The organism is Streptomyces sp. P17 (genome assembly GCF_032436805.1).
Taxonomy (GTDB): domain Bacteria; phylum Actinomycetota; class Actinomycetes; order Streptomycetales; family Streptomycetaceae; genus Streptomyces.
Genome location: NZ_JAVRBF010000179.1, coordinates 1 through 1,321, shown reverse-complemented (window position 1 = coordinate 1,321; position 1,321 = coordinate 1). Strand labels below are relative to the sequence as shown.

2 protein-coding genes are annotated in these 1,321 nt (G+C 68.5%); both read right to left on the bottom strand.

The annotated features are described in order from the left end of the window. Positions 1–13: 13 nt before the first annotated feature. Entirely contained in the window at positions 14–178 is a 165-nt protein-coding gene (locus RMT89_RS40180; RefSeq protein ID WP_315888695.1) for a hypothetical protein, read from the bottom strand. A 3-nt stretch (positions 179–181) separates the two neighbouring features. After that, entirely contained in the window at positions 182–1,060 is an 879-nt protein-coding gene (locus RMT89_RS40175; RefSeq protein WP_315888694.1) for a hypothetical protein, read from the bottom strand. Positions 1,061–1,321: the final 261 nt, after the last annotated feature.

The window sequence follows — 1,321 nt, the reverse complement described above, 5'->3', positions numbered from 1 at the left end:
CCCGAACATGGCTTTATGTGGCTATCGCGACCACGCCGGCAGCGACCCATTGGGCGGCTCGTAGCCAGTCGGGCAGGTCGATCAGATCGGCGCGGGCAGGGACGGCCGCGTAGAGCAGCGACACCCCGACCAGCACCCATAGGACGCCGAGCCCGAGCATCGCTGTCCGGCGAGACACGCGTCAGTCCTTGAGTGCGTCGCCGAGCCGGGACACGACCGCGTCGGCGACAGCCTGCGGGGTTCCACCGGTCTTCACTGCGGCCTCGACGGCCGTGCGCACGAGCGGGGTGAGTCCGGCGAGCACCGAGCGGGCGATCGCCTGCTCATCGACGACCACGCCCTGACGCTTGGCGAGCTCCCGCACCAGCCGCAGCGTCTCCTGGCTGTTGATGCTGGCCCAGATGTGGTTGTTGTTGCGGGAGCTGGCGACGAGCGGGTTGTCGGACCCCTTCTGGAGCGGCTGCCAGTCGTAGGCGCTCAGCGCCTCGGTCACGATCCGCTTGAGTTCGTCCTTGGTGTAGGGCATGTCATCCTCCTGGGTGGATGTTTGGGTGGTGTGGGTGTCGGTGCGCTGCTGGTACTGCTCCCACGACAGGAGCGGGGACGGTCTCCACGGGTCCGGGTCGCGGTCCTTGCCGACGAGCCCGTCGAGGCCACGCCGGTAGTGCGACACCTGCACCATCGCCGACGCAGCCAGCCCCTCTGTGTTGGTGGTCTGGTCGGGGGGCATGAGCACCAGATGGTGATGCTCCACCCATGAGCGGGACGGCATCCGATGCCATGCCGCGAACCCGACCTGCCGACACGCCCTCAGCACCGCCTTGCGCTGCGGTGGGGTGAGGTGGTGGCGGATCGACAGGTCGACCACGCCGTCTCCGGTGTGGGTCGAGCCCGAGTAGGGGCTGCGTGGCTGCCACGACCCCTGACCGGGGCGGATGATCCACCCGTCCCGCCAGCCACGGAACTCGGGCATCGCGGCAGCCAGCCGCTCGGCCTCGATCAGTGCGTCCCGAGTGCGGGGCGACAGCAGGGAGCCGCGCCACGTGATCCGATCAGCCATCATCACACCTCGTAGGTCATCGTGAAAAACAGCGAGTCGCCCGACGCCCACCCACCAGGGTTGTTGTTGGAGATCCGCCCGGACGGGATCAGCGCAACCACACGGCCAGGGCCCACCGGCCTCACCGTCAGCGGATACTCAGACCCGCCACGCGCCAGCCACCCCACGCCAGTGACCATCATCCAGGTCCTGGCGTTGACCGGCATCGACCACATCCACGCCGCCGACCCTAAATTGGTGGTCGAGCCTCGCCCCATCGAC

Coding starts and splice junctions, on each gene's coding strand:
- RMT89_RS40175 (WP_315888694.1), bottom strand. CDS start 1,060: ATGGCTGATCGGATCACGTGGCGCGGCTCCCTGCTGTCGCCCCGCACT.